Annotated in this window: 26 protein-coding genes and 1 riboswitch; of the genes, 13 read left to right on the top strand and 13 right to left on the bottom strand. The window is 62.5% G+C overall.

The window, feature by feature from the left end; genetic code table 11:
• The 3 genes from AC0L26_RS09085 to AC0L26_RS09075 form a co-directional block, all read left to right on the top strand.
• The coding region (locus tag AC0L26_RS09085; protein ID WP_473632235.1) for a DUF3108 domain-containing protein at positions 1–728 on the top strand (728 nt) is incomplete at its 5' end.
• 28 nt (positions 729–756) lie between these two features.
• Positions 757–1644, top strand: a complete 888-nt coding sequence (gene yddG / locus AC0L26_RS09080; protein WP_473632234.1) for an aromatic amino acid exporter YddG — start codon at positions 757–759, stop codon at positions 1642–1644.
• A complete protein-coding gene (locus AC0L26_RS09075; protein ID WP_473632233.1) occupies positions 1644–2324 on the top strand; it encodes a lysoplasmalogenase family protein in 681 nt (226 codons plus the stop codon). The genes yddG and AC0L26_RS09075 overlap by 1 nt, the downstream gene beginning before the upstream one ends.
• Here AC0L26_RS09075 and AC0L26_RS09070 read toward each other — a convergent pair.
• Positions 2321–2749, bottom strand: a complete 429-nt coding sequence (locus tag AC0L26_RS09070; RefSeq protein ID WP_473632232.1) for a cupin domain-containing protein — start codon at positions 2747–2749, stop codon at positions 2321–2323. The two genes, AC0L26_RS09075 and AC0L26_RS09070, sit on opposite strands and share 4 nt — an antisense overlap.
• Before the next feature lie 23 nt (positions 2750–2772).
• Positions 2773–3540 carry a hydroxyacylglutathione hydrolase gene (gene gloB / locus AC0L26_RS09065; protein WP_473632231.1) on the bottom strand — a complete coding sequence of 256 codons (768 nt, stop codon included), beginning with the start codon at positions 3538–3540 and terminating at the stop codon, positions 2773–2775.
• 305 nt (positions 3541–3845) lie between these two features.
• Between gloB and AC0L26_RS09060 the strand changes: the two genes are divergently transcribed.
• Together AC0L26_RS09060 and AC0L26_RS09055 are read left to right on the top strand one after the other, a co-directional pair.
• Positions 3846–4622 (top strand): class I SAM-dependent methyltransferase, encoded by a 777-nt coding sequence (locus tag AC0L26_RS09060; protein ID WP_473632696.1) that lies wholly within the window; start codon positions 3846–3848, stop codon positions 4620–4622.
• A 119-nt stretch (positions 4623–4741) separates the two neighbouring features.
• Positions 4742–6568, top strand: a complete 1827-nt coding sequence (locus tag AC0L26_RS09055) for an ABC transporter ATP-binding protein/permease (protein WP_473632230.1) — start codon at positions 4742–4744, stop codon at positions 6566–6568.
• A 37-nt stretch (positions 6569–6605) separates the two neighbouring features.
• Here AC0L26_RS09055 and AC0L26_RS09050 read toward each other — a convergent pair whose 3' ends face one another.
• The 3 genes from AC0L26_RS09050 to AC0L26_RS09040 form a co-directional block, all read right to left on the bottom strand.
• On the bottom strand, positions 6606–7538 hold the full coding sequence (locus AC0L26_RS09050; protein ID WP_473632229.1) for a glycosyltransferase family 2 protein: 933 nt from the start codon (positions 7536–7538) through the stop codon (positions 6606–6608).
• Positions 7539–7745: 207 nt separating this feature from the next.
• Positions 7746–8738, bottom strand: a complete 993-nt coding sequence (locus AC0L26_RS09045; protein ID WP_473632228.1) for a glycosyltransferase — start codon at positions 8736–8738, stop codon at positions 7746–7748.
• 228 nt (positions 8739–8966) lie between these two features.
• Positions 8967–9212: a methionine biosynthesis protein MetW gene (locus AC0L26_RS09040; protein WP_473632227.1), complete on the bottom strand. Its 246-nt coding sequence runs from the start codon at positions 9210–9212 to the stop codon at positions 8967–8969.
• Positions 9213–9373: 161 nt separating this feature from the next.
• On the opposite strand from AC0L26_RS09040, the gene AC0L26_RS09035 reads away from it, so the two are divergent.
• Entirely contained in the window at positions 9374–9694 is a 321-nt protein-coding gene (locus tag AC0L26_RS09035) for a DUF1330 domain-containing protein (protein ID WP_473632226.1), read from the top strand.
• 15 nt (positions 9695–9709) lie between these two features.
• On the opposite strand, the gene metW is transcribed toward AC0L26_RS09035, so the two are convergent.
• Together metW and metX are read right to left on the bottom strand one after the other, a co-directional pair.
• On the bottom strand, positions 9710–10324 hold the full coding sequence (metW, locus tag AC0L26_RS09030; RefSeq protein ID WP_126107333.1) for a methionine biosynthesis protein MetW: 615 nt from the start codon (positions 10322–10324) through the stop codon (positions 9710–9712).
• A 34-nt stretch (positions 10325–10358) separates the two neighbouring features.
• On the bottom strand, positions 10359–11528 hold the full coding sequence (metX, locus tag AC0L26_RS09025) for a homoserine O-acetyltransferase MetX (protein WP_473632225.1): 1170 nt from the start codon (positions 11526–11528) through the stop codon (positions 10359–10361).
• Between the two features lie 122 nt (positions 11529–11650).
• Positions 11651–11728, bottom strand: a riboswitch (SAM riboswitch).
• A gap of 133 nt (positions 11729–11861) precedes the next feature.
• On the opposite strand from metX, the gene hisC reads away from it, so the two are divergent.
• Together hisC and AC0L26_RS09015 are read left to right on the top strand one after the other, a co-directional pair.
• The gene (gene hisC, locus AC0L26_RS09020) at positions 11862–12971 is read left to right on the top strand and encodes a histidinol-phosphate transaminase (protein ID WP_473632224.1); all 1110 of its coding nucleotides are present in this window, start codon (positions 11862–11864) and stop codon (positions 12969–12971) included.
• A gap of 4 nt (positions 12972–12975) precedes the next feature.
• Positions 12976–13911, top strand: coding sequence for a prephenate/arogenate dehydrogenase family protein (locus AC0L26_RS09015; RefSeq protein ID WP_473632223.1), 936 nt, complete (start codon positions 12976–12978; stop codon positions 13909–13911).
• 21 nt (positions 13912–13932) lie between these two features.
• On the opposite strand, the gene AC0L26_RS09010 is transcribed toward AC0L26_RS09015, so the two are convergent.
• Positions 13933–14859, bottom strand: a complete 927-nt coding sequence (locus AC0L26_RS09010; RefSeq protein WP_473632222.1) for a sugar kinase — start codon at positions 14857–14859, stop codon at positions 13933–13935.
• A gap of 50 nt (positions 14860–14909) precedes the next feature.
• The gene (locus AC0L26_RS09005; RefSeq protein WP_473632221.1) at positions 14910–15908 is read right to left on the bottom strand and encodes a DUF2125 domain-containing protein; all 999 of its coding nucleotides are present in this window, start codon (positions 15906–15908) and stop codon (positions 14910–14912) included.
• A gap of 119 nt (positions 15909–16027) precedes the next feature.
• Here AC0L26_RS09005 and AC0L26_RS09000 point away from each other — a divergent pair, with 119 nt between their 5' ends.
• Entirely contained in the window at positions 16028–16576 is a 549-nt protein-coding gene (locus AC0L26_RS09000) for a gamma-glutamylcyclotransferase (protein ID WP_473632220.1), read from the top strand.
• Between the two features lie 63 nt (positions 16577–16639).
• Here the strand turns inward: AC0L26_RS09000 and AC0L26_RS08995 are convergent, their stop codons facing one another.
• Entirely contained in the window at positions 16640–17620 is a 981-nt protein-coding gene (locus AC0L26_RS08995) for a quinone oxidoreductase family protein (protein WP_473632219.1), read from the bottom strand.
• A gap of 157 nt (positions 17621–17777) precedes the next feature.
• On the opposite strand from AC0L26_RS08995, the gene AC0L26_RS08990 reads away from it, so the two are divergent.
• The 3 genes from AC0L26_RS08990 to AC0L26_RS08980 all read left to right on the top strand — a co-directional run bounded on the left by AC0L26_RS08990 (position 17778) and on the right by AC0L26_RS08980 (position 20594).
• The gene (locus tag AC0L26_RS08990; protein WP_473632218.1) at positions 17778–18746 is read left to right on the top strand and encodes a GlxA family transcriptional regulator; all 969 of its coding nucleotides are present in this window, start codon (positions 17778–17780) and stop codon (positions 18744–18746) included.
• Positions 18747–18884: 138 nt separating this feature from the next.
• Complete coding sequence (locus tag AC0L26_RS08985; RefSeq protein WP_473632217.1) at positions 18885–19832, top strand: aldo/keto reductase; 948 nt, start codon at positions 18885–18887, stop codon at positions 19830–19832.
• Positions 19833–19976: 144 nt separating this feature from the next.
• Positions 19977–20594 (top strand): LysE family translocator, encoded by a 618-nt coding sequence (locus AC0L26_RS08980; RefSeq protein ID WP_473632216.1) that lies wholly within the window; start codon positions 19977–19979, stop codon positions 20592–20594.
• Between the two features lie 26 nt (positions 20595–20620).
• Here the strand turns inward: AC0L26_RS08980 and AC0L26_RS08975 are convergent, their stop codons facing one another.
• A complete protein-coding gene (locus AC0L26_RS08975) occupies positions 20621–21415 on the bottom strand; it encodes a lysophospholipid acyltransferase family protein (RefSeq protein ID WP_473632215.1) in 795 nt (264 codons plus the stop codon).
• A gap of 109 nt (positions 21416–21524) precedes the next feature.
• Positions 21525–22436 (bottom strand): LysR family transcriptional regulator, encoded by a 912-nt coding sequence (locus tag AC0L26_RS08970; protein WP_473632214.1) that lies wholly within the window; start codon positions 22434–22436, stop codon positions 21525–21527.
• Between the two features lie 116 nt (positions 22437–22552).
• On the opposite strand from AC0L26_RS08970, the gene AC0L26_RS08965 reads away from it, so the two are divergent.
• Positions 22553–23185: a pyridoxamine 5'-phosphate oxidase family protein gene (locus AC0L26_RS08965; RefSeq protein WP_473632213.1), complete on the top strand. Its 633-nt coding sequence runs from the start codon at positions 22553–22555 to the stop codon at positions 23183–23185.
• Positions 23186–23209: 24 nt separating this feature from the next.
• Here the strand turns inward: AC0L26_RS08965 and AC0L26_RS08960 are convergent, their stop codons facing one another.
• The gene (locus AC0L26_RS08960; protein WP_473632212.1) at positions 23210–23932 is read right to left on the bottom strand and encodes a YdcF family protein; all 723 of its coding nucleotides are present in this window, start codon (positions 23930–23932) and stop codon (positions 23210–23212) included.
• Positions 23933–23939 lie beyond the last annotated feature (7 nt).

The following is a 23939-nucleotide window of genomic DNA, read 5'->3' as shown; positions in this document are numbered from 1 at the left end:
CTGCCGCCACCCTACAATCTTTCAAGGGTGAGTATACGGTGTCGTTACTCGGCCTCTCTGTGGCCAAGGCAAGCTTTTCCAGCAGTTATGAAGGCGATAGCTATTCGATCGATGGCAGCGTCTCCAGCGCCGGCCTCGCCACAATGTTCGACGATACGCGTGGCACGATTTCGTCAAAGGGCAAGATTTCGGGCAAGCAATTGCAGCCGCAGGCGTTCCGCGCCGACTACAAGTCGGGCAAAAAGGCATCCATGATCGATATCCAGTTTGCCAATGGCGCAGTCACCTCGACCAAGGTCGTGCCGGAACCGAAAAAGCGCAATCCGAAGAACTGGATAGCGCTGGCCGCCAGCGATCTGTCATCGGTGCTCGATCCGATGGCCGCAACCGTCATCCATGCCGACAGTCTCGACAAGGTCTGCGGGCGCACGGTGAAACTCTATGACGGCGAGATGCGCGCCAATCTGACGCTGACCTACGATTCGAAGGGCTCGACATCGGTGCGCGGCTACAAGGGCGATACCGTCACTTGCAGGATGGGTTTTGAGCCGGTGGCGGGTTACCGCAAGAACCGCAAGGCCCTGAATTATCTGAAGAATCGCAGCCGTATCATGGTGACGTTTGCGCCGGTCGGCCAAACCGGCCTATATGCGCCGATCCACGCCACGGTCACAACGCAAATCGGCACTCTCACCGTCAGCGCGGAGCGGTTCGAAGCAACAGAATAGGCGCGATCGCGCGCCGCCGGAGACGGACATGGGGCGCGCAACACTGATCGGCTTCTCGGCGGTTGCCATGTGGGCGCTGCTGGCGCTGCTTACGGATGCGTCGGGCGCGGTGCCGCCGTTCCTGCTTTCGGCGATCACCTTCACGATCGGCACCGGCGTCGGGCTGGTCGCGCGGCTGTTCATGCCGGCCGCCGACAGGATCGAGAAGATACCGCGCCGAGTGTGGGTGATCGGCATCGCCGGCCTTTTCGGCTACCACTTCTTCTACTTCACCGCGCTGCGCAATGCGCCGGCGGTGGAGGCAAGCCTCATCGCCTATCTGTGGCCGCTGCTGATCGTGCTCGGATCGGCGTTGATGCCGGGCGAGCGGCTGGCCTGGAACCATGTCGTCGGCGCACTGCTCGGCCTTGCCGGCACTTTCCTGATCGTCACCAAAGGCGGCGGGCTTGCCTTCGATGCGCGCTATGCCTTCGGCTATGCGATGGCCGGCGTCTGCGCCGTGCTGTGGTCGTCCTATTCGCTGTTGTCGCGGCGCTTTCCGTCGGTGCCGACCAGCATCGTCACCTGGTTCTGTGCGGCTACGGCAGCGCTTTCGCTTATCTGCCATCTCATGCTGGAAAAGACGGTGCTGCCTGCCGGCGCCGGCCAGTGGCTGGCCGTGCTCGGTCTCGGGCTGATGCCGGTGGGCGCGGCTTTCTACGCCTGGGATATCGGCGTCAAGCGCGGCAACATCCAGGTGCTGGGCGCGGCGAGCTATGCCGCGCCGCTGCTGTCGACGCTGGTGCTGATATCAGCCGGTTTCGCCGAGCCGTCCCTGCGCATCCTCGCGGCTTGCGTGCTCATCACCGGCGGGGCAGCGCTTGCGGCGAAATCGCTGTTCTTGCGCAAGCAGGCGACTGGCGAGGCCGGGGCGTGATGCCGTTTCCCGGCGGCATCGAAGCCAACACCAATGCGACGCTGCTGTTTTCGCTGGTCGCGGCGGTGATCTACGCCTTCACCATCGACATGCCGCCGACGCTTGCGCGTTCCGCGGTCAAGACGCTGGCAGTAGCGATGCTAACCGTGCTGGCATCGCTGCAGGGCGGTCCATGGCTGCTCGTCGCTGCACTGGCGCTCAGCGCCATCGGCGACGCATTCCTGTCGCGCGACGGTGAGAAAGCCTTTCTCGGCGGGCTGACCGGTTTTCTCCTAGCGCATGGGCTGTACGTCGCGCTGTTCCTGCGTTCCGGCGGTGGGATCGGGCTGCTCTCGGCCGAGCCGTGGCGCGCGGCAATTGCCGTGGCGATGGCCATGTTCGCTCTCGCTATGGTTTTTGCGCTGTGGCGCCGTGTCGGTCCCGCCCTGCGCCTTCCGGTCAGCGTCTATATCGCGGCAATCCTTGCCATGGGGATTTCAGCACTCACCCTGAGCAATGTCTGGGTCGTTGGCGGCGCGGTTCTGTTCATGGCGTCGGACGGACTGCTGGCCGCGGAAAAATTCCTGGCGCCTGCCATCTCGCCGCACCGGGTCTTGATGCGCCATACGGTCTGGGTGCTGTACTACGCCGCCCAGTTGGGGATCACGATGGGTTTCCTGCTGAACCTCAACACACCCTAGGGCGTTGCAGGACTCCAGCCCGGCTCTGCCAGCTCGAAGGCGGCGAAATCGAAGCCTGGCGCCACGGTGCAGCCGACCAGCGTCCACTCGCCCAGGCTGCGTGCCGACTGCCACCAGCCTGCCGGCACGACGATCTGCGGTCGCTCGCCCGCCGCCAGTGCCGTGCCGAGCACCTGCTCGATCACCGACCCGTCTTCCTGATGCATCGACAGCGCCAGCGGCGCGCCGGCATAGAAATGCCAGACTTCGGCCGCGTCCTTGACGCGATGCCAGGCCGACAGTTGCTCTTGCTCCAGCAGGAAATAAATCGCTGTCGAATGGCCGCGCGCGCCCTCTACGCCATCACGGAAGGTCTCGGCATACCAGCCGCCTTCCGGATGCGGTTTCAAGCCGAGCGTTGCAATGATGTCGGCGGAGGTGGTCACGATTTCCCGACCATCGACGATGCTCAGAAATTGTCCTTGCGCTTGCGAATCTCGGCGAACACTTCAGCATCGGAGGCTTTCTCCATGCCGAGATGCTTGCGGATTGCCGGATCGTGCCAGCGCAGGAACGGATTGGTCGACAGTTCCTCGCCGATCGTCGTCGGCAGCGTCGGCTTGCCATCGGCGCGCAGCGCCTCGATTTTCGCAGCGCGCTCCTTCAACGCCGAATTGGTCGGGTCGACGGTCAGCGCGAAGCGGGCGTTGGAAAGCGTGTATTCATGGCCGCAATAGACGACCGTTTCGGCCGGAAGTGCCGCGAGCTTCTTCAGCGACTCGTACATCACCGGCGGCTTGCATTCGAACAGCCGGCCGCAGCCGAGCGCGAACAGCGTGTCGGCGGTGAACGCCACTTTCGACCCTGGCAGATGATAGGAGACATGGCCCGCCGTGTGGCCCGGCGTGGCGATCACATCAATCCTCTCCTCGCCAAGGTGGATGACCGAGCCTTGCTCGACGGTTTCGTCGATGCCGGGGATCTTGGCCTTTTCCGCCTCCGGTCCGACGATGCGCAGCTTGAAACGTTCCTTCAGCGCCAGATTGGCCTCGACATGGTCGACATGGTGGTGCGTGGTCAGGATCATCGTCGGCGTCCAGCCGGTGCGCTGGATCGCAGCCAGGATCGGCGCCTCCTCCGGCGCGTCGATAATCGCCGTCTGGCCGCTCTTGGGTTCATGCACCAGCACACCGAAATTGTCGCTGCGGCACACGAACTGTTCGATCTCAACCGGCATGGGGTCTCTCCACTGCTCTTTGTTTTCTGCGCAATTCCCTAGGAAAAGTGCTACGCGCTTTTCCCAGGAAAACCGTTTCACACTTTTCCTGGAATTGCTCCAGAGCGCCGTGCGTCCAGTTGGACGCAAAAAGGACGCTCTAACACGTTTTATCTGCTGCATCGTGCTTCCCCGAAATCGAAACCGATTTAGGACGATGCAGTTGTCGCCGCAGACATAGGGCGCTTGCTCGTGGATGTCATCCGCCTTTGTAGAACTTGGCGCCTTTGTTGAACTTGGACGGCATCGAAGATACCGTCCCGCGCATGCATTCCGATATCGTCGACCTTCGCTCCTTCTATTCGACCACGCTCGGGCGATTGGCCGAACGGTCGATCACCATGGCGCTGTCCTCGATATGGGCCGTCGTGCCCAACGAGCGGCTGGTCGGCCTTGGCTACACCTTGCCGTGGCTGGAGCGGTTCGGCACCGATGCGGAGCGTGTCTTTGCCTTCATGCCGGCGACGCAAGGCGCGGTGGTCTGGCCGACCACGGGGCCGACCGCGACCGCGCTGGTCTTCGATGAGGAATTGCCGCTGGTCGATGCCTCGATCGACCGCATGCTGCTCGTCCATTCGCTCGAACATGCGGAGAATCCACGTGAGACACTGAACGAAATCTGGCGGGTGCTGTCGCCCGCCGGCCGCGTCGTCATCGTCGTGCCCAACCGGCGCGGCGTCTGGGCCCGTTTCGAGCATACGCCGTTCGGCAGCGGCCGGCCCTTCTCGCGCGGCCAGCTCACCGAATTGCTGCGCGAAGCAAATTTCACGCCCGCCGCCTGGTCCGATGCCCTGTTTTTCCCGCCATCGCGGCGACGCTTCATGATGCAGCTCCACAATGTGCTGGAGCGCGCCGGCCGCAGGCTCTGGCCGATCTTTTCCGGCGTCATCGTGGTCGAGGCGCAGAAGCGGCTCTACCAGGGCGTGCCGGTTGCCCAGCGCGCCTCTCGCCGCGTCTTCGTACCGGTTTTCTCGCCGCATGGCGCCACCAGGCTCGGCCGGATATCGCCGACCGGAAACGCAACATTGCCGGTCCGCCGATGACATTTTCGTGATCAGAATCGCGCTTTTTCTCACCTATCTGTCGAGGACGGGTTCGCCACCCGATTGAATCGACCTGTTCACCGGTTTCAGCACCGCTTCCGAATTCAAGGACCTCACCAATGGCTGATCACCTGGATGTCGAGGCCAGCGCCAAGACGGCCGCCACGTCGATCGAGGCCAGCAGCCTGCGCGACCAACTGGCGACGATCAGGCTGGCGCTGACGACCTCGCCGATCCGCAAACAACTGCTCTGGGCCTGTGTCGGCATAGTTGCCGTCATTGTGGCAACCTCGATCGGGCAGGTTCTGCTCAATCGCTGGAACGAGCCGTTCTACGACGCGCTGGCTCGGCGCGACATGCAGGGGTTCCTGCACCAGCTTATGATCTTTGCCGGCATCGCCGGCGGGCTTGTGGTGCTCAATGTCGGCCAGACGTGGCTCGACCAGACGATCCGGCTGAAGCTGCGTGAGGCGTTGACGCTCGATCTGATCGGCGAATGGATGCGGCCGGCCCGCGCCTTCCGGCTTGCCAACGCCGGCGCCATCGGCGTCAACCCCGACCAGCGCCTGCAGCAGGACGCCGGGCATCTCTCCGACCTTTCTACCGGCCTCGGCATAGGGCTGTTGCAGTCGTCCATTCTGCTTGTTTCCTTCGTCGGCGTCTTATGGTCGCTGTCTTCGGGCTTCGTTTTCCATTTCGGCGGCTATTCGCTGGCCATTCCGGGCTACATGGTGTGGGCCGCGATCCTCTATGCCGGCACCGCCTCCTGGCTGAGCTGGCTGGTCGGACGGCCGCTCATCCGCTTCAACAGCGACCGCTATACGCGTGAAGCGGAGCTGCGCTCCTCGGTGGTCCGCGTCAATGAGAATGTCGACGCCATCGCGCTTGCGCATGGCGAGGCCGACGCGAGACGACGGCTAGAACTCGACCTCGGCACCGTGCTGGGCGCGATGCGGCGCATCTATGGCGCCCAGATCAATCTTTCCTGGGTGACCGACACCTATGGCTGGATCACTGTCGTCGCGCCGATCCTTGTCGCCTCGCCGGTCTATTTCGCCGGCGATATCAGCTTCGGCGGACTGATGATGGCTGTCGGCGCCTTCAACCAGGTGCATTCCTCGTTGCGCTGGTTCATCAACAACATCAGCGGCATCGCCGATTGGCGCGCCACGCTGATGCGCGTCGCCGATTTCCGCATCGCGCTTGTCGAAACCGATGCACTGCACGACACCGAAGAACGCATCAAGATCGGCGAAAATCCGAATGGCAGGCTGACATTCGAGAAACTGGAAATTGCCTCGCGGAATGGATGTACGAAGCTCGCCGAGCCCCATGTCGAAATCCGCGCCGGCGAGCGCGTCATGATCACCGGAGATCCGCGCGCCGGCAAGACGCTGTTCTTTCGCGCCATTGCCGGTCTGTGGCCGTGGGGAAGCGGGCGGATCGGCATGCCGGCCGGAGAGGTGCCCGCCTTCGTTCCCCGCAAGCCCTATTTCCCGCTCGGCACGCTGCGCGAGGTGCTTGACCACGCCAATGCCGCGGTCAGCGATGCCGAGATATCGGCCGTGCTTGCCGAGGTCGGCCTCGAGCGTCTGTCGTCCTCGCTCGATCGCTCCGCGCGCTGGGAGCGTGAACTGAGCGAAGACGAACAGCGCCTGCTTGCCTTTGCCCGGCTGGTCTTGCGGCAGCCGAAATGGGTCATTATCGACGAGGCTTTGGACACGTTCGACGGTGCGACTCTGAGGCGGGTGCTGTCGATGCTGGAGACACGTCTTGCCGATGCCGCGATTCTCAATATCGGTCGTGGCCAGCATGACATAGAGTTCTTTCCGCGCTCCTTGGCTATCGTGAAGGACGTCGAACGGCCCGCCCTCAAGCCAGTCCGTGTCAGGGCCGGCGCAATCGAACCGCCTCCGGCCGTCGCCGCAGCCCATGGAGGGAAGTAGTCAGGTTTTTGTTTCGCCGTAATGGGCTCTGTTTGGCTCAGGCCGGCCGCGCGCCATACTTGGCGCGAAATTCGTCGTAGAGATCACGACGCCAGCGCCGGCCGCCGACATAGCCGCGCAACAGCTGTGGCAGCGAATAGCCGAGCGCTTTCGACGACCGATTGGCCAGATAGCCGGCAAATGCCTGGGAAATCCTGCCCTTTATCGTATCGGCGATGATCTGCCGTGCAATCATGTAAGGTGGAATATCGGGATAGCGGTCGATGATGTAGGGGTGTTTGCAGATCAGGTTTGCGTAGGCTTCGACATAGCCGTCGCGTTGTCGTGAAATCGAATTCTCCGAATTGTACTTTTTCCAGTCGACCTCTTCTGACAGTTGCGCGCCACTGCGCCCGGCGAAGCGCAACAGCAATTCGCGATCCTGCATCCGTGCGATGTCGCTGTCATAGCCGCCGATCGCCAGCAATGCCTCGCGCCGGGCGGTAATCGCCGATCCGGCTATGAAGATCGTCTGCGCGACCAACGCCCTTTCCAGCGTGTTCCGGGTCAGGAACGCGCCGCGGTTGATGCAGTTGGTGCTGCGGTCGCCCTTCAGGGAAACAAACGAACTGATGAGGACGTCGAGCGTCGGATTCTCGTCGAACCACGCCAGCGTCCGCTCCAGCCGGTTCGGCAAGTAAACGTCGTCGGAATCCAGGAATGTCACCACAGGCGCCCGCGCCCGTTCGATCCCGGCATTGCGAGCGGCGTTGGCGCCTCGCCATTTCGCACCGACATAGATGAGGCGGGGGTCGCGGACGGCAGTCAGCGCCGCTTCCGTACCGTCGGTCGAGCCGTCGTCGACAACAATGTGCTCGAAGCGGGTAAGGTTCTGCGCAAGCACGCTCTCCACGGCGCGCAAGACTTTGCTGCGCCGGTTGTGGGTGGGCGTGACCACCGTGATGAGGGGAGCGGCGTCCGTCTCGGGCATATCGCCTCAGTTATGCCCCGCGTTCCGCAGCCATCGAATGGATTAGCTGATCGCCTTTCATGCCCGTCCCAGGATTGCGTTCGATTCGACGCTACAAAAAAGAAGCGATCATGTCATCACAAACTATCGAGGCGGAGCTTGTACGCCGGGAGTTCACTGCCGGCGGACGGACTCAAGGAACGACCGAAACCGCGAACGCAGCGGCACCTAACTATGTCCGACATAGTCAGGCACGACTTCGATTTCGTCGCCAACGAGACCCGCAGCGAAACTGAGTTGGCCCCAAAACGCCAAGCTGTAGAATGCCAGACCGACAATCAGGGAGAATGGAATTTGCCAAAGCGGCATGCCTGTCTGACGGGCATGGCCGATTATGCGTCGCGTTGTGCGCCAGGACATAGTGAACCATCGGCTGAAGGATTTCACAATCCGCTGCGCACGGCTGGGCGACTTCAGCTCCACAAACTTCCGGTCGGCATCGCGGCCCGTTACCAACGCGCGCCAGAAAAAGAACCGCCAACCACGTGGCGAGTAATGATAGACGCGTGCGTTGACGTTCAGAATTTTGTGGCCTTCACGTCGAAGTTCTTGCGTAAGTAAAGTGCAGGAAACCTTGAATCCATTGTTTTTCGCAAAGGGATGATTGACAATCCAGTTGCGCCGAAAAGCACTGTTATTGGCGTTTATCGCTCGCTTGGAAGCAAATCTTGCGTCGCCCTGAGGCATAGGGAAAAACCAAATCAGGGCAAACGTCCTTGAAAAGAAATCATCGTATGAAAGATATGTATATCCGTTCACGCAAATAATTTCAGGATCTTGAAACGGGTCAAGCAGAGTTGGAAGCCAACCCGATTCTGCCACGGTATCCGAGTCGATGAAGATGACGATGTCTCCATCGGTTGACAGGATGCCGTTGTTCTTGACGTCGTAATATCGACCGCCTGGACAAGCGGTGAAAATCAGGTCGGCAACCTGTTCCAACTGCGGCGCCTCATTTGAGATACTGCTACGTAGCGAGGCAGCGTCCGAGTCTCGCCCGCTGTGAGAAATGACAACTTGCGGCCTTGCAAAACCAGCTGAGGAAACCGCGGCGATTTCGCGAGCCAAGGCAGTCAACCCAACGCCGATCTCGTCCCAGTCGATCGACTTGGCGTTCTCCATTTCCACAACGAGGGAATAAGTTGGCTGTTCTTCAACCATCTTTACACCGCAAAATTTATCAGAGGTCACTTTGTTCGACGCGGCTCGCGATGATACCGGTTCGGGTTAGTTATACATAGCAACGCCTGCTGATCAAGAAACACTGCAATCCTTGGAGCGAGCTACCGTTTCAGCAGGGACACCGCTTGCTGGCCGAAGAAATTCCAGAACCACCACGGCATCGACAGACCGATTTTCTGGCATTGGCGTCGAGCGCGGTTACCTTTTTCACCGTCGCGCCGAGCTCGTCGGAGGTTGACGAAGTCGCTTCGTCGCCTGCAGCAATTCGAGCAGTAGGCCATCACCGGAGCCGACGTCCAGCACCCGTGCCTGCGCCGGAATGAGGTCGGCGACGACTTCGAGGTCGACGCGCTGGGCGCGATTGACACTCATGATCGTGCCTTTGGCTAGCGCATGAATGCCGGCCCGAAAAGTCTGCAACTTTTCGGAGTCACGCGCGAATGCCTGGCGCATGATGCCGGTCCGGAAAGCCTACAATCTTCAGGGGTCATGCGCTGAGTTGGTCCTGTATGCATTCTTATAACTTCAGAGGTAATCGACCACCGTAGGGCACATAGGCAATTGTCGTTCGTGAAGCCGCCTGTTGTTGGCTTCGATCAGCAAGGAGCTCAGCCATGACCGCTTACGCCGTTGCCCATATGCGCCAAGTCACGTTAGGGCCGCAGATTGTCGAATATTTGCAGAAAATCGATGCAACGCTGGAGCCGTTTAGCGGGCGCTATATTGTGCATGGCAGCGAGGTGGAAGTGGTTGAAAACACCTGGCCGGGGCACCTCGTAATCATCGAGTTTCCGGACATGCAGCATGCGCGCGAATGGTACCAGTCGCCCGCCTATCAGGAGATATTGCCCCTGCGCACCGAGAATTCCCAGTCCGATGTGGTCCTGGTCGACGGCGTCCAGCACCTGCACAAGGCCACCGACGTGCTCGGATAGGATGAAATGCGGCCGTCATCGCCTCAACAAGAACACCGCTTGCTGGCCGAAGAAATTCCAGAACCACCACGGCATCGACAGACCGATTTTCTGGCCATTGGCGTCGAGCGCGGTTGCCTTTTCCACCGTTGCGCCGAGTTCGTCGCAGAGATTGACGAAGTCGCGGATGGTGCAGAAATGGATGTTGGGCGTGTCGTACCAGGAATAGGGCAGGTCCTTCGTCACCGGCATCCGGCCGTCGAGGAACAGCGAAAGGCGCACCCGCCAGTGGCCGAAATTGGGGAAGGAGACGATGGCGTGCTTGCCGATCCTGAGCAATTCGTCGAGCACCAGCTTCGGGTTGCGGGTGGCCTGCAAGGTCTGCGACAGGACGACGAAATCGAAACCCTTGTCGGGATAGAATTTGAGGTCCTTGTCGGCGTCGCCCTGGATGACGGACAGGCCGCGCGCCACGCATTCGTTGACGCCACGCTGCGACAGTTCCATCCCGCGGCCGTCGACCTGCTTCGTCGCCTGCAGCAATTCGAGCAGCAGGCCATCACCGGAGCCGACGTCCAGCACCCGTGCCTGTGCCGGGATGAGATCGGCGACGACTTCGAGGTCGACGCGCTGGGCGTGGTTGACACTCATGATGCCGGTCCAAAAAGTCTGCAATCCTCGGGCGTCATGCGCTGAGCCCCCTGGCGCGAGCCGCCGAGGCGATGAAGCCGTTGATGGCGGCAAACAGTTCCGGCTCGTCGAGCAGGAAGGCATCGTGGCCGCGATCGGTCTCGATCTCGACGAAGGACACCGAGGCGCCGGCCGCGTTCAGCGCGTGAACGACCGAGCGGCTCTCCTCGGTCGGGAACAGCCAGTCGCTGGTGAAGGAGACCAGGCAGAAACGGGTCTTGGTGCCGGCAAAGGCGTCGGCCAGCCGTCCGCCATGGTCGGCGGCGAGGTCGAAATAGTCCATCGCTCGGGTCATATAGAGATAGGAATTGGCGTCGAAGCGGTCGACGAAGGTCATGCCCTGATGGCGCAGATAGCTCTCGATCTGGAAGTCGGCGTCGAAACCGAAGGTGAGCGCTTCACGATCCTGCAAATTGCGGCCAAACTTTCGATGCAGGGCCGCCTCCGACAGATAGGTGATGTGAGCGGCCATCCGCGCCACGGCCAGTCCCTTTTCCGGACGTTTGCCCTGTTCGAAATATTTGCCGCCATGCCAGTCCGGATCGGCCATCACCGCTTGCCGGCCGACCTCATGGAAGGCGATGTTCTGCGAGGAATGGCGCGCGCCGGTGGCGATCGGCAGCGCGGAAAAAACGCGCTCCGGATAGCTCGACGCCCATTGCAGCACCTGCATGCCGCCCATCGAGCCGCCGAGCACCGAGAACAGTTTTTCGATGCCGAAATGGTCGACCAGCATCAACTGCGCCCGCACCATGTCGCGGATGGTGATGATCGGCAGGTCGAGCCCGTAGGGCTTGCCGGTGGCGGGATTGGTCGAGGCGGGGCCGGTGGAGCCGAGGCAGCCGCCAATGACGTTGGAGCAGATGACGAAGAAGCGGCTGGTGTCGATGATCTTGCCGGGGCCGATCAGCACTTCCCACCAGCCCGGCTTGCCGGTCACCGGATTGGTGCTGGCGACATGCTGGTCGCCGGTCAGCGCATGGCAGACGAGGATGGCGTTGGAGCGGGCGTCGTTGAGCGTGCCGTAGGTCTTGTAGGCGATCTGGAACGGTGACAGCAGCGTGCCGGCGTCGAGCTTGAGCGGCTTGTCGGCACCAAAACGCAACACCGAGCTCGACGGCTCGTCGGCCTCGTTGTTGGTTCTCTTAGTGCGCAGCGCGACCATAGCATCCTCTTACATCAACCCATCGCGCGTTTCCGAAAATCGGAACCGATTTTTCGCGTCGATGCGATTGTCCGGCCGGCAGCGGACAAACAAAAAACCGGCATTGCCTTCGCAAAGCCGGTTACAGGATGCAAACGGCCCTTTAGCAAGTTGTTTAACGTGGCTGCAAGCCGACCGGCCAAATCACCACGGAATTTCGCCCCTCTTCTAGGGCCGGCGCGCTTCGGCGTCAACGGCCAGTCCCATGATTGCCGCCTCTCGACATTCCGCGCCACGGCTTGTATTTCCGCTGCGGCTTTCCAGGCGGAAGCGTTCTCGACGGATTTTTACGACATGAACCAGGCATCGGATCAGGCACGTCCAACGCCCCGCGCGGGGATCATGGACATCGAAGCCTATGTGCCGGGCAAAAGCACGGCGCCGGCCGGCGTCGCCAAGGTCCATAAATTGTCCTCGAACGAGAACCCGCTCGGCCCCTCGCCGAAGGCGATAGAGGCCGCGCGCGACGTCGCGGCCAAACTCGACATCTATCCCGACGGCACCGCGAGGCGCCTGCGGGAAGCGATCGCCGAGCTGCATGGCCTCAACCCGGCCAACATCGTCTGTTCCAATGGTTCCGATGAGATCCTGGGCCTGCTGGCGCAAACCTATCTCGCGCCCGGCGATGAAGCCGTCATCACCGAACACGCCTTCATGGTCTACAAGATCTACATCCAGTCGGCAGGTGCTGTCCCGGTATCAGTCAAGGAAACCAATGAGCGCGCCGACGTCGATGCGATCCTCGCAGCGGTGACGCCGCGCACCAGGATCATCTTCCTCGCCAATCCCAACAACCCGACCGGCACCTATTTGCCCTTCCAGGAGGTGCGCCGCCTGCATGCAGGCCTGCCACGAAACGTGCTTCTGGTGCTGGATGGCGCTTACGCCGAATATGTCCGCCGCAACGACTATGAGGCCGGTGTCGAACTGGTGGGCAGCGCGGAAAACGTGGTCATGACCCGCACCTTCTCCAAACTCGGCCTCGGCGGCGCGCGGATCGGCTGGATGTACGCGCCGATGCATATCATCGACGCGATCAACCGCGTGCGGGGTCCCTTCAACGTCAATGCGACGGCGATCGAGGCCGGCATTGCCGCGATCCGCGACCGCGCCCATATCGAGCGCAGCGTGGCGCATAACGAGACCTGGCTGGCATGGGTGAGTGAGGAATTGACCAAGCTCGGGCTGCGGGTGACGCCGAGCGTCGGCAATTTCGTCCTCATCCACTTTCCCGAGGACAAGGAACATTCAGCGGCGGCGGCGGACGATTACCTCTCCGCGCGCGGCTATATATTGCGGCGCGTTTCCGGCTACGGTTTCCCGAATGCACTGCGCATGAGCATCGGCACCGAAGAGGCCAATCGCGGCGTTGTCGCCGCCCTCGCGACATTTCTGAAAAGCTGAGACAATGACATCACCGATGTTCGAAAAGATCGCGCTAGTCGGCATCGGCCTGATCGGCTCGTCGCTGGCCCGCGTCATCCAGCGCGAAGGCCTTGCCGGCCACGTTGCCATCTCGACACGCAGCGAAACGACGCTGGCGCGGGCAAGGGAACTCGGCCTGGGCTCCTCCTACACGATGGACGCGAAAGAGGCGGTTCGCGATGCCGACCTGGTCATCGTTTCGGTGCCGGTCGGCTCTTCGGGCGAGGTCGCCGAGGAAATCGCACCGGCGCTGAAGCAGGGCGCCATCCTCACCGATGTCGGCTCGACCAAGGCGTCGGTGATCGCGCAGATTGAGCCGCATGTGCCTGACGGTGTGCACTTCATTCCCGGCCATCCATTGGCCGGCACTGAAAAATCGGGTCCGGATGCCGGCTTTGCCGAGCTGTTCGAAAATCGCTGGTGCATCTTCACACCGTTGCCGGGCACCGATCCCGAGGCGCTGGAAAGACTCTCGGAATTCTGGCGCCGCTGCGGCTCCAACATCGACACGATGGATCCCCAGCATCACGACATGACATTGGCCATCGTCTCGCATCTGCCGCACATCATCGCCTACAACATCGTCGGCACCGCCAACGACCTGGAGTCGGTGACCAAGTCCGAGGTCATCAAATATTCGGCCTCCGGCTTTCGCGACTTCACCCGCCTTGCCGCTTCCGACCCGACCATGTGGCGGGATGTCTGCCTGCACAACAAGGATGCCATCCTCGAAATGCTGGCGCGATTCTCGGAAGATCTGGCCTCGCTGCAGCGGGCGATCCGCTGGGGCGACGGCGAAAAGCTGTTCGACCTGTTCACCCGCACCCGCGCCGTCCGCCGCTCGATCATCGAGGCCGGCCAGGACATCGACGTACCGGATTTTGGCCGGCAAGCGGTCGAGCACCCCGCAAAGCAGTAGCCTGTTTCGACCGCCAAGGCGTCAGTCCGCCGGCCAGTGAACCGCCATCATCGCCAGTGTCTCGGCCCTGTCCGGCGCGCCCAGCCTACCGCCGAAGCGCTGGCATTTGAGCGCGGCGGCGGCGCTGGCAAACCGCAATGTCCGTTCGATCGGCATGGCTTCCGCCAGCCCGACGGCAAAGGCGCCGTGAAACACGTCGCCGGCGGCAAGCGTATCCACTGCCTTGATCCTTGGCGCCGCGACATGGCGCACGGAACCCGCCGAACGGTCGAACCACCAGGTTCCCGCAGCGCCGCCCGTCACCGCAACAAACACATCGGTGCGCCGGGCCAGCGTTTCACAGGCTTTTTGCGGACCTTGCTCCTCGCCGCAGAGGATGAACGCTGCCGGCTCCGACGCGACGATGTGCGAGGCCAGCGGAAGCAGCCGTTGCAGCACGTCCCGTGGCGCGGTGTCGGCGTCCAGTATCGCCGGGCGGCCGATTGCGCGCGCCGCCGCCAGGGCCAGGGCTGCTGCGCCCGGCCAGCGCACATCGACCAGGACGGCGTCGAATGTGGTGAGGTCTTGGGTCGGGAGGGCCTCGGGGTCGGCCTGGGCGAGCTTGTCATAGAAAGGAACGATGACGCGCTCGCCATGCGCGTCGACCAAGATGGCCGATAGCGCCGACCGCGCGCCGCTGACGCGCCGGACAAAGCCGCAGTCGACGCCCTCGGCCTCGATCCCGGCGACCAACTGATCGCCGACCAGGTCGTCCCCCGTGCTCGCCCACAGCGATACGTCCGCGCCGAGGCGACGTGCGGCGCACGCCGCGCTCGAGGCCATGCCCGAGGCGATCTGGACGCCGTCGTACGCGATGAACTTGCCCTGATGTTGCGGAAGCGCGTCGACGCGAAGGATCGTATCGAGCGTCAGCGCGCCAACGCTCAGGAGCTTCACCGGGCTGTTCATCTATCTTCCTGTTTGACCATGATTCAGAACTGCAGGTTCGCAATCATGGTCTAATCGACCGGCTTGATCCTGCCCAGCGGGATAAAACCGAGCGAGGCCTTGCCCTTGACGATCTTGAGGGGCATCGACGGTTCGTTGCCAAGCAGCGCCAGCCCGGCAAAGCCTGTCTTGATCTGGCTCTTCTGCTCGGGAATGGCCTTGCCGAGGATCGCCGCCACGGCCTTCGGGTCGCTAAGCCTAATCATCAGGTCGGCGTCGATCAGCCCATCGGCATCGACGGAAACCGGTCCGGAAACGGTGATACGCGCGGCCCCCGACGACAGATCGAGCTTGCCGATATCGACCGCCTGGCCGCGCAGGCTCCTTGGCTGCGTCTTGATCAGCGCCACGCCGTTCTTCAGCGTCACGTCGCCGCTGCCGTCGAGCGGCGGCAGCACGCGGCCATCGATCGCCCCTGGATCGATTTCGAGATCGGTAAAGCTCCCGGTATAGTCGATGTCCTGACCGTTCGGACGCAATTGTCCGGCCGCCGTCCCGGCGCTGAACAGTTCGACCGGGTCGGTGCCGTCAGCCGGATCGGTCTGGCCGGACAGGCCCTCGGCCTCCAGCGAAACGCGCCGGGGCAGGGGCCAGGACAGTTTCAGGTTCGCTCGCAGAGTGTCCCAGTCGATCCACAGCGGCGCCATCCCCGGCACGGAGGTCCTGAGCGGCCCCCGCAGGTCGGCGCCAGGCGACAGGATCTGGGTGATGTGCGTGACTGCGTTGACGCTGCCGAGCGAGGCGGCGACGCTCCTGGTGTCGTCCTGATAAGCCAGGCTGTCGCAGGAAACGGCAAAGCTCGACGGATAGCCGCTGACCGTGAGATTGGCGCACTCAGCCTCGATGCCATTGCCATTGAGCTCGGCCACGGCTTTGGCGGCTTCGCTCTTGACCTTGTCTGCCAGATAGAACCAGCCGGCGCTGTAGAGACCGAACAGCACGACGATCAACGCGCCAACCCAGAAGAGGCGGCGGCGGAAATTCGGCGGGCGCTCGTCACTTGGCGTCATGCTGCGGCTCTCGTTAGCGCGTGTTGCAGAGGCTGTCGTTTCCGGCAACATCAGGTAGATGGAGACGGATTTTTAAAAAACACCGATTCCAGTGCAGTGCCGCAACCAGGCTTGGCGATATGGGCGATTTTTGGGTTTTTGGCTACGGGTCGCTAATCTGGCGGCCGGGATTTGCGCATGTCGAGACACGGCGTGCCCGCCTCCACGGCTACCGCCGGTCGCTGTGCGTCTACTCTTTCGTGCATCGCGGCACGCGCGAACGGCCCGGCCTGGTGCTCGGCCTCGACCGTGGCGGTTCCTGCATCGGGCTGGCTTTCCGCGTCCCCGGCGAGCTGCGCAACGAAGTCATCACTTATCTGCGCGAGCGCGAGCTGGTCACCAGTGTCTATCTCGAGCGCACGCTTAGCATCCGCCTCGACAATGACGGTACGAACGTGGGCGATACGAACGGAGGCGAGATTGTCCCGGCGGTCGCCTATGTCGTCGACCGCACCCACGAGCAATATGCCGGCGCGCTCGATGCGGCGGACGCGGCGACCGTCGTTCACGGCGCCGTCGGCCAGTCGGGAAGGAACGAGGACTACGTACTCAGCACGCTGGAGCACCTCGAGGCGCTGGGGATCCGCGACCACTGGCTGGAGGAGGTGGCAAAACGGATCGGGTCGTGATCTTCTTTCGTTGTTTGGTCTCTTCCGAAAACCGGTACTTCGGTTCGGGGATCATGGTCCGGGCTACATTCTGAAAATCTGCTTTCCGAGATCGGCGCGGTCCAGGCTGTTTGTGACGGCAAGCTCGAACCCCGCCAGCGGATGGATGCCGCCGACTGGGACATGGAAATCGGGTTGGCCGAAGATGTCGACAATCTCGCGCAAAACTGACCGGTCGGCTTCGACGGGCGGCGAAAAGAAATAGCGGTAGATATTTGCCCTGATCTCGACGCCGCTGAGCAGCACGTCGAAATTGTGCAGTTCGAAACGCTCGGCGCTCATGCCGCCATTGATGACCATCTGCCCGCCCATTGCGAGGGCGCGGATCAATTCGCCACTGACGGGTCCGCCGACATTATCGATAATCCCGTTCAGCCCGGCGCCGCCGCTCATTTCCATGACCGCTTCCCTGATACCGACCTTCAAATCCGAGAGATCGAGGACGGCGGTGGCACCAAGCCGCTTCAGGTCCAACCTGTCGTGAGAGCGTCGCACGAGCGCGATCACCTTGATGCCGCGCCGTTGGGCGAACTGCATCACCATCGTCGAAATCGATGAATAGCCGGCCGTAACGGCCAGCCACTGTCCAGGCTGCACACGGGAATCCGCCAGCAGGTCCCAGGCGGTGATGGGGTTCACCATCTGCCCGGCGCGTTCGAGCGCATAGTCGGCGGGTAGCGGGATAAGCCATTCGGCCGGAATGGCCGCATATTCGGCCCAGCTATTGTAGTAGCTGAATGCGACAAGCGTGCCCGGTTTCAAAGCGACGTTCGCGCCCACGGCCTCGATAATGCCGGCGCCATGGTTTCCGGCGACCTGCCGGGGGAAATGAGGCTTCTTCGGTTCGGGATAGAGATTCTGGATGAACAGGAAGTCGCCAGGGTTGACCGAGGCCGAGACCATCCTGACCAGCACCTCGCCGTCGCTAATTCGCGGCATGGGCACGTCGCCGAGATAGAGCACGTCCCGCGGCGAGCCGATTGCGTCGAATACAATTGCTTTCATGTCGGTCTCCACGGATCTGGGGCAAGCAGCCTGGGCGTCACCAGATTGCAGCACCTGTGTTTGCGTCGGTCGCGGAACCTAAGGTCGCTGGCAAAAATCGAAATTGGCAGATTTGACAATCTATGTGCTAAACTTGCCACTGTTCAAAGGAGGCATCTTGGACCATCGTCCCGTTCACGCCGTGATCTGGTTGCCGTCGACCTTCTATTCGGCCGTCGCCGCGACACTTGTCGAAATGTTCGAGCTGGTGAACACCATTCGCGCTGCGCCGGCGTTTTCCTTCGAATTCGTGGCGCGGCAGGCCGACGCCACGACGACGCCAGGGATTTCCTTTCACACCAGACGCGAACCTTCGCAGCGCATGGACTTGCTGATCCTTTTGGCCATGCCCGGCATGCAAATCCCGGAGCTTGTTGCGGCGCTGGAGGAAGAGAGCCGCCATGCCGCGCCGCTTATCGCAAGCGCGCAGCGCGACGGCGCCATCATCGCCGCGCATTGCGGGGCCGGTTACTTCCTGGCAGACGCCGGTCTTCTCGACCGAAAGCGCGCGACGATCTCCTGGTGGCTGAAGACCGATGCCCAGCGCCGCTTTCCGAAGGTGCGTTGGGACGCTTCACGTGTGCTGATCGGGGAGGAACGGATCTACACTTGCGGCGGCGGCTTTTCAGGCCTGGAGCTCGGCAAGGCGCTTCTGCGGGATCTTGGCTTCGCCAGGGAGGAGCGCCTGGTTCGCAAATTGCTGGTGCTGCCACCGTCGCGGCAGATCCAGACACCCTACGAGTTCCCGCTCACCGATCTGCTGCCTCCGCAAGAGCCGTTCCGCGACCGGCTCGAAACCTTGTCCGGAAAACAGCTCGGAGCGCTCGACCTTGCTTTCCTTGGGTCGCAGCTCGGTCTGTCGCCGCGAACGCTGGCGCGCCGGTTTTCCGATGAATTGCACACTACTCCCGGCCGATGGATCCAGGACCGGCGCCTTGAGGCCGCGAAAACACTTCTTGAAAGCACCAAACTCGGTATTTCGGAAATATGCTACCAGGTCGGATACCGGGATACCGCCTCGTTCAGCCGGCTTTTCAGCCGCGCGGTAGGGCTGCCGCCTGGCGAATACCGGCGCCAAAGCCAATAGGCATCGGCTGGAACGTCAACGCGGTGGATCGCGCCCTTGTGAAGCACTGGCCCCTTGGAAAGGACGGCTAGGCCTTTGACCTTGGCGCGGTGAGACCTAGCTTAAGCCACTCCTTTCCATTTCCCACGGAGATCAATCTTGCAGAAACGTCGTCTCGGTCAAACCGACCTGTCCATCGCGCCGCTGGTTCTGGGCGGCAACGTCTTCGGCTGGACCGCCGACGAGAAAACCTCGTTCGACCTGCTCGACCGCTTCGTCGGCGCCGGCCTCAACGCCATCGACACAGCCGATTCCTATTCGCGCTGGGTTCCCGGCAACAAGGGCGGCGAATCCGAGACGATCATCGGCAAATGGATGAAGAGCCGCGGCAACCGCGACAAGGTCGTGGTGGTCACCAAGGTCGGGTCGGATATGGGGCAGGGCAGGAAAGACCTCTCCGCCGCCTATATCGAAAAGGCCATCGATGGGTCGCTGAAGCGGTTGCAGACCGATGTCGTCGATCTCTATCTGTCGCACTGGCCGGACCCGGCCACCCCCTATGAGGAAACGTTCGGCGCCTACGAAAAGCTGCTCGCCAAAGGCAAGGTTCGCCATGTCGGCGCTTCCAATCTCGATGCCGGCCAGTTGCGCGCCGCGCTCGATGTGGCAAGCCTGCGGGGCCTGCCGCGCTACGCGGTGCTGCAGCCGGAGTACAATCTCTATGACCGCGCCTCCTTCGATGGGCCGCTCCGCGATCTGTGCATGGCCGAGGAGATCGGCGTCATCACCTATTTCAGCCTCGCCAAAGGGTTTTTGAGCGGCAAGTACCGCAGCGAAGCCGATCTCGGCAAAAGCGCGCGTGGCGACGACGTGAAGGACTACCTCAACGCGCGCGGCATGCGCATCCTGGCGGCACTCGACGCGGTGTCGGCGCGTCACGCGGCCAAGCAGGCGGACGTGGCGCTCGCCTGGGTGATCGCGCGGCCCGGCGTCACGGCGCCAATCGCCAGCGCCACGACGCTGGACCAGGTCGACAGCCTCGTCCGCGCCGCATCGTTGAAGCTCGGTCCGGACGATATCGCCGAGCTCGACAGCGCGAGTGCATAGACGCTAGCGCGAAGCGGCGGCCTGCTCAAACGGCAGCAAGGATCGCGCGCGGCCTGCGCCGAGTGCCCGCGCACGATCGTTCAAGACGCCCTGCTCTGCCCTGCCTTACCATCGGTCGCATCGCGTCTGGATACTGGTATACAGATGGCCGAGCAGGTCTTTTCCCATCCGGAACTATGGCGGCAATTGCTGGCGCTCATCCTGGCATCGGCGGTCGTGATGGGCAGTCCGGGGCCGGCGACGATAAGCGTCACCGCCGTTGGCGCCGCCTTCGGCCTGCGCGGTTCGCTTCGCTACGCCTCGGGCATCATTCTTGGTACGGTTGCCGTGCTTTTGGTCGTGGCGACCGGCATCACAGCCATGCTTGCCTCTGTGCCCAAGCTCACACCGCTCCTGGCAGCCGCGTCTGCGGCCTACATCCTCTACCTCGCCTTCAAGATAGCAATGGCTCCGCCTTTGGCTGCGCGTACCGGCGGGGCGGCACTCCCCACATTCCTGGGCGGGTTTGTGCTGGCCATCGCCAACCCGAAAGCCTATGTGGCGATCGCCGCCGTATTCGCGGGGACATCATCCACCGATGAACTCGATGCAGGGCTCAAGCTTGCGGTCCTCGCTTCGATGATCGTCGCCATCCATGCCCTTTGGCTTCTCGCCGGGGCGGCGTTTGCACGCTTTCTGCGCAAACCGCTGGCCTCACGGATCATCAACCTGACGTTTGCGGCGACGTTGGTTTTGACCACGGCGCTGGCTGTGATTCCCTAGGGGTTGGTGCCGGTCCGACGGGCGGCTCAGGCCAGGTTATTGGAGGCCAATTCCCTCAGCCGCTTCACCGCCGTCGGCGGCATGGGCGGCGGGTTCGGCGCACGGGACGCCTCGACAAGAAGCTGATCGCAGGCGGCTTCCGTTTCGCCGATCAGCCGTTCCATGAACTCCCCCTTGTCCAACCCGGGTGGAATCGGCGGCAGGAAGCGGGCCTTGATCGTGCCGGGATAGCGCAGGAATTTGCGCCGCGGCCAGTAGAGGCCGGCGACATGGGCGACCGGCACCACCGGAATGCCAAGCTGCGCATAGATTTCGACGATGCCGTATTTGTAGGCCGGCTCGTCGCCCGGCGCGCGGCGCGTGCCCTCGGGATAGATGATCAGCTGCCGGGGATTGCGCGCCAACTCTTGTTTGGTCGCGGCGACCACCGCTTTCAGCGCCTTCGAGCGGCTGCCGCGGTCGACCGGGATCATCCGCATTTTCAGGATGTACCAGCCGAAGAACGGGATCCAGGTCAGTTCCCGTTTCAGGATGTAGATCGGATCCTGCAGGAAGGGGAAGAAGGCGATGGCGTCCCAGAACGACTGGTGCTTGGGCGCCAGGATGAAGGAGCCCTCGGGCAGGTTCTCCTGGCCGGTGATCTCGCTTTTGGTGCCGGCGATCTTGTCATAGAGCCACATCGACGTGCGCGACCAGAATTTCGGCACGAACCAGGCGCGGTGGCGCGGCGACAGGAAATAATACGGGGTCCAGAGGACCATCTGGACGATCAGATTGACGTAGAAGACAAGGTTGAACGCCAGCGAGCGGATAAGGAGCATGTGGGAATTGCCCGGTGAGGAAGTGTGCGTTGGTTACACCAAGCGCGGGCAAAAAGGAAACGGTGCGAGGACTGAGATCGAGCCGATTTGATGAGGCGCCGCCCGTTCGTCAGGCCTGCCACGTCGCTTGCGCCAGCCGCTTTTTCAGCCGTGGGGCGGCGAAGTCGAGGAACGCACGCAGTTTCAGTGGCAGCAGACCCTGGCCGGCATGCACGAGACTGACCGGCCATGGCTGCGGCTCGAATGGCTCCAGCACGGTGCGGAGCGTGCCGGAGCGCACAGCAGCCGTAATCTGATAGGAGAGCACCCTCGTCATACCGACGCCGGCAATCGCGGCATCGATCGCCGCTTCCGCGGTGTTGACCCGAAGCCGTGAGCGGATCGGAACAGCGAGTTCGGTCTTGCCGGTGGCAAACGTCCAAGCGGCGGGAGCGGTGAGCCCCTCGAAGGTGATGCAGTTGTGTGCCGCGAGGTCTTTCGGGGTCTCCGGCGTGCCGTGCTTGGCCAGATAGGCCGGGCTCGCGCAAACAACGCGCCGGATCGAGCCGATGCGGGTGGCCATAAGGCTCGAGTCGGGAAGCTCGCCTATACGGACGGCGAGATCGATGTGCTCCTCGGTCAACTGAGTTATCCGGTCTGCGAGCATCAGGCGAATAGCCACGTCGGGGTAGGCTGCGAGAAAGCCGATGACGACCGGCAGCACATGCAGGCGGCCAAAGACGATCGGAGCAGTGACAATCAGTTCGCCCGTCGGGGCGCTGTATTCGCCGGCTGCGATACGCTCGGCCTCGCCGACTTCTTCGAGAATGCGACGGCAGGCGGCGAGATAGGCGTGACCGGCGTCGGTCAGCATCAGCTGCCGCGTCGAACGGTTCAGGAGACGCGTCTTCAGATGCCGCTCCAGGTCGGAGACCTTGCGGCTGACCGTTGCCAGCGGGATGCCGAAACGGCGTCCGGCGGCCGAAAGGCTGCCGGCTTCCACCGCGGCGACGAAAAGCGACATAGAATCGAGGCGATCCATTGATCTTCCATAAAGTGGAAGGATAAGTTGCATTTATGCCATCTGCATCCGTAGGATGGAAGGCCTTATCTCTCGCTGACGACGGTTCGCAGCTCTGCCTGCAAAGGAGGCTTTCCATGAATGCTCACGTTTTCACCAGCGATGTCGCCTTCACGCCAACCGTCAAGGCGATCCAGGCCCGCAAAGGTTCACGTGATGCCTATGCCCGCGTCGAGGAGCGCGGCGGCTGGCAGGCTGATATCACGCCCGATCTCGCTGCCTTTATCGAGGCGCAGACCAGCATCTTCCTGTCGACGGCCAATGGTGAGGGGCAGCCTTACATCCAGCATCGCGGCGGGCCGGTCGGTTTCCTCAAGGTGCTCGACGAGCGGACGATCGGCTTCACGGATTTCTCCGGCAACAGGCAATTCATCACCCAGGGCAATCTGGACGACAACCCGCGCGCATTCCTGTTCCTGATCGACTATGCCCATCGGCAGCGCATCAAGATCTGGGGCAGCGCGCGCGTCGTCGAGGACGACGCCGAACTGATGGCCAAGCTGATGCCGGAAGGCTACAAGGCGCGTCCCGAGCAAATTATCCTGTTCACGGTTTCGGCCTGGGATTCCAACTGCCCGCAGCACATACCGCAGCGTTTCGAAGCGGCCGACGTAGCGGCGGCGCTGGCCGAACGGGACAGGCGTATCGACCGCCTCGAACAGGAAATCTCGCGCCTGCGTGGCGCCTCAACCGCCATAGTCAAGGAATGATGCCGCTGCCGGTTCCAGATCGGCTCAGTTCGGTCCAGCAGCCTCGGCCAGCGCGATGCCGGTTGGCGTTGGCTTCACCGGCACGATGCCGCGCGCCAGCGCCAGCAGATATTTGTTGTATTCGGTAAACAGCACCCGCAACGCCTTGGGCTTGGTCAGCCAGCCGCCATTGCCAAGATTGCTGTTGACCACCGGATAGGGCTCGAGCTTGGCCTTGCGCAGCAGCCGACCCATTTCCAGCAGGCTGCGCGGCATGTGGTAGTTGTTGGTGACGAGGATCACGGTGCCATAGGCGTGGTCTTCCACCCACTTTGCACTTTCCTCGGCATTGCCGATCGTGTCGAGCGCAGCGCGGTCGATGTCGACGCAGCAGGAAAACAATTCCTTGTCGCCGCGGGTCGCGACCTGAAGCTGGCGGCGGCTGGCGGATGGATGCACGCCGCTGATCAGCAGCCGCTCGCCCTTGCCTGACGCAAGCAGGCCCATCGCGGCATCGAGACGCGAATGGCCGCCGGTCAGCACGATGATGGCATCGGCTTTTGCCGGATTGGCGGGCGTCGCGAGACGGCTGACAGTGTTGGCGAACCAGCCGAAGCCGCCGGCAAACAGTGTCGCCAGCAGGAGCAGAAAGAAAGCGGAGATGCGCAACGCCCCCGCCAATCGGCTGGGCTTGGCGCGCTCGCGGGAACGCGTAATCACCAAGGGCAACTGTCCAGCCATTCCGGTCGAGTCGCGCGCATCCATCATCTTATCG

The sequence above is a fragment of the Mesorhizobium sp. WSM4823 genome (genome assembly GCF_055811195.1).
Note: the sequence above shows the minus strand (reverse complement) of the source record. Positions and strands in the feature narration are given on the sequence as shown.

Coding starts and splice junctions, on each gene's coding strand:
- yddG (WP_473632234.1), top strand. CDS start 757: ATGGGGCGCGCAACACTGATCGGCTTCTCGGCGGTTGCCATGTGGGCG.
- AC0L26_RS09075 (WP_473632233.1), top strand. CDS start 1,644: ATGCCGTTTCCCGGCGGCATCGAAGCCAACACCAATGCGACGCTGCTG.
- gloB (WP_473632231.1), bottom strand. CDS start 3,540: ATGCCGGTTGAGATCGAACAGTTCGTGTGCCGCAGCGACAATTTCGGT.
- AC0L26_RS09060 (WP_473632696.1), top strand. CDS start 3,846: ATGCATTCCGATATCGTCGACCTTCGCTCCTTCTATTCGACCACGCTC.
- AC0L26_RS09055 (WP_473632230.1), top strand. CDS start 4,742: ATGGCTGATCACCTGGATGTCGAGGCCAGCGCCAAGACGGCCGCCACG.
- AC0L26_RS09050 (WP_473632229.1), bottom strand. CDS start 7,538: ATGCCCGAGACGGACGCCGCTCCCCTCATCACGGTGGTCACGCCCACC.
- AC0L26_RS09045 (WP_473632228.1), bottom strand. CDS start 8,738: ATGGTTGAAGAACAGCCAACTTATTCCCTCGTTGTGGAAATGGAGAAC.
- AC0L26_RS09040 (WP_473632227.1), bottom strand. CDS start 9,212: ATGCGCCAGGCATTCGCGCGTGACTCCGAAAAGTTGCAGACTTTTCGG.
- AC0L26_RS09035 (WP_473632226.1), top strand. CDS start 9,374: ATGACCGCTTACGCCGTTGCCCATATGCGCCAAGTCACGTTAGGGCCG.
- metW (WP_126107333.1), bottom strand. CDS start 10,324: ATGAGTGTCAACCACGCCCAGCGCGTCGACCTCGAAGTCGTCGCCGAT.
- metX (WP_473632225.1), bottom strand. CDS start 11,528: ATGGTCGCGCTGCGCACTAAGAGAACCAACAACGAGGCCGACGAGCCG.
- hisC (WP_473632224.1), top strand. CDS start 11,862: ATGAACCAGGCATCGGATCAGGCACGTCCAACGCCCCGCGCGGGGATC.
- AC0L26_RS09015 (WP_473632223.1), top strand. CDS start 12,976: ATGACATCACCGATGTTCGAAAAGATCGCGCTAGTCGGCATCGGCCTG.
- AC0L26_RS09010 (WP_473632222.1), bottom strand. CDS start 14,859: ATGAACAGCCCGGTGAAGCTCCTGAGCGTTGGCGCGCTGACGCTCGAT.
- AC0L26_RS09005 (WP_473632221.1), bottom strand. CDS start 15,908: ATGACGCCAAGTGACGAGCGCCCGCCGAATTTCCGCCGCCGCCTCTTC.
- AC0L26_RS09000 (WP_473632220.1), top strand. CDS start 16,028: ATGGGCGATTTTTGGGTTTTTGGCTACGGGTCGCTAATCTGGCGGCCG.
- AC0L26_RS08995 (WP_473632219.1), bottom strand. CDS start 17,620: ATGAAAGCAATTGTATTCGACGCAATCGGCTCGCCGCGGGACGTGCTC.
- AC0L26_RS08980 (WP_473632216.1), top strand. CDS start 19,977: ATGGCCGAGCAGGTCTTTTCCCATCCGGAACTATGGCGGCAATTGCTG.
- AC0L26_RS08975 (WP_473632215.1), bottom strand. CDS start 21,415: ATGCTCCTTATCCGCTCGCTGGCGTTCAACCTTGTCTTCTACGTCAAT.
- AC0L26_RS08970 (WP_473632214.1), bottom strand. CDS start 22,436: ATGGATCGCCTCGATTCTATGTCGCTTTTCGTCGCCGCGGTGGAAGCC.
- AC0L26_RS08965 (WP_473632213.1), top strand. CDS start 22,553: ATGAATGCTCACGTTTTCACCAGCGATGTCGCCTTCACGCCAACCGTC.
- AC0L26_RS08960 (WP_473632212.1), bottom strand. CDS start 23,932: ATGATGGATGCGCGCGACTCGACCGGAATGGCTGGACAGTTGCCCTTG.